Annotated in this window: 5 protein-coding genes and 1 pseudogene; 1 reads left to right on the top strand and 5 read right to left on the bottom strand. The window is 69.8% G+C overall.

Annotated elements, in window-relative coordinates:
* Positions 1-191 precede the first annotated feature (191 nt).
* The 5 genes from ACFWPJ_RS06260 to ACFWPJ_RS06240 form a co-directional block, all read right to left on the bottom strand.
* Positions 192-1,526: an MFS transporter gene (locus ACFWPJ_RS06260; protein WP_378847844.1), complete on the bottom strand. Its 1,335-nt coding sequence runs from the start codon at positions 1,524-1,526 to the stop codon at positions 192-194.
* A complete protein-coding gene (pgm, locus tag ACFWPJ_RS06255; protein ID WP_378847842.1) occupies positions 1,523-3,160 on the bottom strand; it encodes a phosphoglucomutase (alpha-D-glucose-1,6-bisphosphate-dependent) in 1,638 nt (545 codons plus the stop codon). The genes ACFWPJ_RS06260 and pgm overlap by 4 nt, the downstream gene beginning before the upstream one ends.
* Positions 3,161-3,207: 47 nt before the next feature.
* Positions 3,208-3,597, bottom strand: a complete 390-nt coding sequence (crcB, locus tag ACFWPJ_RS06250) for a fluoride efflux transporter CrcB (RefSeq protein WP_378847840.1) — start codon at positions 3,595-3,597, stop codon at positions 3,208-3,210.
* Between the two features lie 37 nt (positions 3,598-3,634).
* Positions 3,635-4,057: a fluoride efflux transporter CrcB gene (crcB, locus tag ACFWPJ_RS06245; RefSeq protein WP_378847837.1), complete on the bottom strand. Its 423-nt coding sequence runs from the start codon at positions 4,055-4,057 to the stop codon at positions 3,635-3,637.
* 110 nt (positions 4,058-4,167) lie between these two features.
* Positions 4,168-5,667 (bottom strand): MFS transporter, encoded by a 1,500-nt coding sequence (locus ACFWPJ_RS06240; protein ID WP_378847834.1) that lies wholly within the window; start codon positions 5,665-5,667, stop codon positions 4,168-4,170.
* A 131-nt stretch (positions 5,668-5,798) separates the two neighbouring features.
* On the opposite strand from ACFWPJ_RS06240, the pseudogene ACFWPJ_RS06235 reads away from it, so the two are divergent.
* A pseudogene (locus ACFWPJ_RS06235) lies at positions 5,799-6,024 on the top strand (hypothetical protein); the annotation flags it as partial.

Raw genomic sequence — 6,024 nt, 5'->3', positions numbered from 1 at the left:
GGTTCCACTTGAACGCGGCGAAGACCAGGAGCCCGATCACGACGAGGGCCACCGCGGCCAAGGCGTAGGTGGTGTTGCTGGAAACGGGACGGGGATTGTGCTGGGAACCGGCGCTGCTCACGCGTCCACTTTGCCTCGAGTCACCGGAAGCTCGCCGCCTGGGCCAGCGAATATATCGCTGACCTGCGGGTCTACCGTTTCGGCTGGTCGGAGTCGACCGGCCGCAGCGATGTCACCATGCCGGTGCGCACCACCGGGACACCGTCGGGGCAGCCGTCGCAGGTGCACTGCGGATCGATGCCGTCACCGGCGTGATCAGGATGCTCCGGGTCCTCGGGATGTTTGATCCGGGACGGTTCCGGCGTCACCAGCCACACCGCCGCCGACACCGCCAGCACGCCACCGGTGACCGCCATGCCCACCCCGAACGAGGTGCGCTCGGCCACCCAGCCGATCACGATCGGACCGAGCACGGTGCCCAGATCCGCCGCCATCTGGAACGCCGCCAGCACCGGCCCGCCGCGCGCGCGGGCGCCGATCACATCGGCCAGCGCCGCCTGCTGCGCCGGGCTGAACATCCCCGACCCCACCCCGGCGACGAAGGAGGCGGCCAGGAACCAGGGCAGCGAGGGCGCGAACCCGAGCACACCGGTGCCGACCGCGCAGATCGCCGACCCCGCGATCAGGAACGGTTTACGGCCGAACCGGTCCGACAACCGCCCCGACGCGAACAGCACAGCGGCATTGCCCGCGGCGAACACGGTCAGCGCCACACCGGCCATGCCCGATTCCTGCCGCAGGATCTCCACGACCAGCAGCGGGACGAAGGCCATCCGCACACCGAACACGGCGGCGCCGCCGGCGAAACTCGACAGCAGGACCGCGCGATAGGCGGGTTCGGACCAGGCGTGCCGGAAGGTGAATTCCGGTGCGGCCGAGCCCTCCTCGACCGCCAGCACCGGCGATTCGCGCAGTCCGACGAAGACGATCCCGCACACGATCAGCAGCGCGGCCGCGTAGATGAGGAACGGCGCGCGCAGCCCGAGCCCGGCCGCGCCGCCACCGACCAGCGGACCGAGCAGCGAGCCGATCAGGAAGCTGCTCGAGTAGATCCCCGAGACCCGTCCGCGCGCGGCGGGCGGGGACACCCGGATGATCAGCGCCATCGACGACACCGTGAACATCGTCGACCCGACGCCACCGAGCGAACGCAGCACCAGCAGTTGCCAATACGTCTGGGCCAGCGCGCACGCACCGGTCGACAACGCGACGATCAGGATGCCCGCCAGATACACCCGCCGCTCGCCCAGCTTCTGCACGAGCCGCCCACTGGCCGGCGCGAACAGCAAGCGCATCAGGGCGAACGCGCTGACGATCGCCGAGGCCGCCGCGATCCCGACGCCGAATTCGCGCGCGTACTGCGGCAGGACCGGCGCGACGAGACCGAAGCCGAGCGCGATGACGAAGGCCGCCGCGATCAGTACCCAGATCTCGGCCGGTAGCCGTACCTTCGCCTGCGCGCTCACTCGGCCAGCGCCTGATTCACCATCTCCTCGGCGGCGGCCTGCACCTGGGTCAGATGCTCGGAGCCGAGGAACGATTCGGCGTAGATCTTGTATTTGTCCTCGGTGCCCGACGGGCGGGCGGCGAACCAGGCGTTCTCGGTGGTCACCTTCAGACCGCCCAGTGGTGCGCCGTTGCCGCGCGCGGTGGTGAGGATGCCGGTGATCTCCTCGCCGGCGATCTCGGTGCCGGTGACGGCGTCGGGGGTCAGCGCCGCGAGCTTGGCCTTCTGCGCGCTGGTGGCCGCCGCGTCGATGCGCGCGTACGCGGGACTGCCGTACTGGCGTTCCAGCTCACCGTAGCGGGCCGACGGGGTCTGCCCGGTGACAGCGGCGATCTCGGCGGCGAGCAATGCCAGCAGGATGCCGTCCTTGTCGGTGGTCCACACGGTGCCGTCCATCCGCAGGAACGACGCGCCCGCGCTCTCCTCACCACCGAATGCCAGGCTGCCGCTGAACAATCCGGGCACGAACCACTTGAACCCGACCGGTACCTCGTAGACGTCGCGGCCCAGCACATTGACGACCCGGTCGATCAAAGACGAGCTGACCACCGTCTTGCCGATCTTGGTCAGCGCGTCCCACCACATCCGGTTCGCGACCAGGTATTCGATCGCGACGGCCAGGAAGTGGTTGGGGTTCATCAGGCCACCGTCGGGGGTGACGATGCCGTGCCGGTCGGCGTCGGCGTCGTTGCCGGTGGAGATGTCGTAGTCGTCCTTGATGCCGACCAGCGCCGCCATGGCGTGCCGGGAGGACGGGTCCATCCGGATCTTGCCGTCGCTGTCGAGGGTCATGAAGCGCCAGGTCGGGTCGACGAACGGATTGACCACTTCCAATTCGAGATCGAAACGCTGGCCGATCTCCTCCCAGTAGTCCACGCTCGCGCCGCCCATCGGGTCGGCGCCCATGCGGATGCCCGCGCCGCGAATCGCGTCCAGGTTCAACGCGTTCGGCAGGTCGGCGACGTAGTGGTCGAGGTAGTCGTAGCGCTCGACGTGGGTGCTCAGCGCCTGCGTCAGCGAGACCCGCTTCACCGCGGCGAGGCCGCCGCGCAGCAGCTCGTTGGCGCGGGCGGCGATGGCGTCGGTGGCCTTGGTGTCGGCCGGGCCGCCGTGTGGCGGGTTGTATTTGAAGCCGCCGTCGCGCGGCGGATTGTGCGACGGGGTGACCACGATGCCGTCGGCCTGGTGCTTGGTGCCGCCCCGATTGTGGCGCAGCACAGCGTGACTCAGCGCTGGGGTCGGGGTGTAGCGGTCGCGGGCGTCGATCACGGCGGTGACGTCGTTGCCGGCGAGCACCTCGAGCGCGGTGGTCCACGCGGGCTCGGACAGGGCATGGGTGTCGCGCGCGAGGTAGACCGGGCCGGTGATGCCGCGGGTGGCGCGGTATTCGACGATGGCCTGGGTGATCGCCATGATGTGTGCCTCGTTGAACGCGCAATCCTCGCTGGAGCCGCGGTGGCCGGAGGTGCCGAACACGACCTGCTGACCCGGTTCGGCCGGATCGGGCACGCGGCTGTAGTACGCGGTGACCAGGTGGGCGATGTCCACCAGGTCGGTCGGGCGGGCTGGCCGTCCGGCGCGATCGTGGGCCATGGTGGGTGTTCCCTTCCGTGTCGGCTGCGCGCGGCTGGTCATGAGGATCATGCGCACAACCACTGGGTAAGGGACGCGGCGGCGTACACCGCGGCCAGGCTCGCCGCGACGCTGATCACGACGTTGCCCACGGCATACACGTAGGCGCCCTCGGTCACCAGACGGACCGTCTCGTAACCGAACGTGCTGAACGTGGTCAGCGCACCACAGAAGCCGGTTGCCGCGAACGCAAGCAGCGCACTGCCCGCACTCGCGCCGATCAGACCACCGAGCAACGCCGAACCGACAATGTTAACGGTTAGCGTCCCCCAGGGCAGCCCCGCCGGAAAGCGCGCGGACACCGCCCGATCGACCAGGTAGCGAGCGGGGGCGCCGAGCATTCCGCCTGCCAGCACGAGCGCCGCCGTCACCGGCGGCCTCGCCGCGCGGTAGCCCACATCTCGACCATCGGATGGCACCCTTCCGTCCTCGGATTCACGTGGTCCGCCGTCCGGCGCCTGCCACCCACCGGGTCGCGATCACGGCCACGGCCACGGCACCCAGCCCGGCGAGCACCGACAGGCCGAGATAGGCCACCGCCGTGCCCACCGCACCGGTGTCGATCAGTGTACGAAGCTCGAGGGCGAAGGTGGAGAAAGTCGTGAACCCGCCCAGCACACCGACTCCCAGGAACGGGCGCACCAGTTTCGGCGCCGCCCGCAGTTCGGTGACCGCCACCATCAGCACCCCGATCGCGAAGCAGCCGGACACATTGACCGCCAGCGTCGACCACGGGAACTCCCCCGGACGGACCGGCCACCAGTGCCCGGCGGCGAAACGGGCGCTCGCGCCGAGGCCGCCACCCACCGAGATCGCCGCGAGGACGGCGGGATCGAGCGCCGGGGGCCGCGATGTCATGGCGCTGCCCTCCCCTGCTGATCCGACGGTGGTCGTTGCTCATGGTATCGAGACGCCGAGGAACACCGATGGCCCGGACCGATTGTCGGTCCGGGCCATCGCCGGGTGGCTCAGTGCGCCAGCACCGGCTCACCTTCGGCCGGAGCGGGCACCGTGTTCGGCATGAGCACACCGATCACGATCGCGCCGAGCACGAACGTCGCTGTCGCCCACCAGAAGCTGGTGGTGTAGCTCTCGATCGCGCCCTGCGCCATGGTCAGCGGGCCCGGCTGATGCGCTGCGACGTAGTCGGTCATCGCCGAGGCCGCGATCGTGCTCAGCAGCGCGGTGCCGATGGAACCGCCGACCTGCTGGCTGGTGTTGACCATCGCCGAGGCGACACCGGCATCCTCGTGGTCCACCCCGGCGGTCGAGCCCTGGAACGCGACCGACATCGCGCCACCGAGACCGAGGCCGAGCAGCACCAGCGCGGGCAGGATGTGGGTGGCGTAGCCGGTGTCCAGGCCGATCTGGGTCAGCCAGAGCATGCCCGCCGCGGCGACGAGGAAGCCGCCGCTGATGACGACCTTGGGCCCGACCCTGGGCAGTAGCAACGAGGGCGCGGTGGTCGAGGAAGCCACCATGCCCGCGACCATCGGCAGGAACGCGACGCCGGTCATGATCGGCGAGTACTGCAGGGTCAGCTGCATGTAGTAGGTGAGGAACAGGAAGATCGCGAACATCCCGATGCCCATGATGAACACGGTCAGGTAGGACGCGCCGCGGGTGCGGTCGGCGACGATGCGCAGCGGCAGCAGCGGGTGCGCGACCCGGGTCTCCAGCCACCCGAACACCGCGAGCAGCACCGTGCCGCCGATCAGGAAGGCCAGCGTGGAGGGCGCGGTCCAGCCTTCGGACTCGGCCTGCGAGAAGCCGTAGACGATGCCGAACAGTGCCGCGGTGACGGCGATCGTGCCAGGCCAGTCCAGCTTGGGCCGCGCGTTCGAGACGTGCTTGGCCAGCAGCAGCACGGCACCGACCAGCGCGACGGCGGCGAAGATCAGGTTGACGTACATCGCCCAGCGCCACGACGCCCATTCGGTGAGCGCGCCACCGAGCAGCAGGCCGATCGCGCCACCGGCACCGGCGACGGCGCCGAAGATGCCGAAGGCCTTGGCTCGTTCACCGGGTTCGGTGAAGGTGACCGTCAGCAGCGAGAGCGCGGCGGGCGCGAGCAGCGCGCCGAAGACACCCTGGCCGACGCGGGCGGCGACGAGCATCTCGAAGGTGGTGGCCGCGCCGCCGATCGCGGAGGCCACCGCGAAGCCGATCAGGCCGATGATGAAGGTGTTGCGGCGACCGAACAGGTCGCTGAGCCTGCCGCCGAGCAGCAGCAGGCTGCCGAAGGCGAGGGCGTAGCCGGTGATGACCCACTGCCGGTCACCGTCGCCGAAGCCGAGGTCGGCCTGGGCCGCGGGCAGGGCGATGTTCACGATCGTCGCGTCCAGCACGACCATCAACTGGGCGATGCCGAGCACGGCAAGCACCCACCAGCGCAGGGCGTGGGACCCGCGGCGGCCGGTATCCGCGGCCGCGGGACCCTTCGTCCCGGTCTCGAGTGTGGTGGTCATAACTCCCCTTGTAAGTCGGCTGGGTTCGATGTGAGTGGCATAATCGGAGATACCGCCTCCGCTTCATTCGAAGCTACCAGAGTAACGGAGAAACCACCTCCACTTAATCCAGGGATGGGTAGGATGTAGCTGTGAATCACGCCACGACGACTGCCGCACCACCCCGCCGACTGCGCGCCGATGCCGCGCGCAACCAGGCACGTATCGTCGCGGCCGCTCGTGAGCTGTTCGCCGATCACGGCCTGGAGATCACCCTCGACGACGTCGCCCCGCGCGCGGGGGGCGGGGGGGGCACCGGGGGGGGCGTTAACCGCACGCGCCGGTTCCCTCGGGTGGGGGAAGTTTCCGCGCAGGGCC

The organism is Nocardia sp. NPDC058497, assembly GCF_042720195.1.
Classification (GTDB): Bacteria; Actinomycetota; Actinomycetes; order Mycobacteriales; family Mycobacteriaceae; genus Nocardia.
The sequence above is the reverse complement of the archived record's forward strand: the minus strand, read 5'-3'. Positions and strand labels throughout refer to the sequence as shown.